The 264-nt window shown below is 42.0% G+C and carries 1 protein-coding gene; it reads left to right on the forward strand.

Annotation, left to right across the window (positions count from 1 at the left end; all coding sequences use genetic code 11):
* A partial coding sequence (locus tag ACR9ZK_RS22300; protein WP_481344119.1) for an alpha-amylase family glycosyl hydrolase occupies positions 1–264 on the forward strand: 264 nt, incomplete at both ends.

Genomic DNA, 264 nt, shown 5'->3' on the forward strand with positions numbered 1-264 from the left:
GTAAAGGAAGCATGGGAAGTTATTATTCGGTGAAAGATTATCTGAAAGTCAATCCTGAATTTGGTACACACGATGATTTCAGAAGCCTGGTAAATGCTATTCATCAAGAAGGAATGTACGTTATTCTGGACTGGGTTGCCAACCACACCAGCTGGGACAATCCTCTGGTGAATGAACATCCGGAATGGTATCGTAAATCCAGAAAAAATACATTTCAGTCGACGCGCTGGAGAGACTATGACGATATCATCGAACTGGATTACC

Source organism: Monashia sp. HAY1-5C (assembly GCF_056755255.1).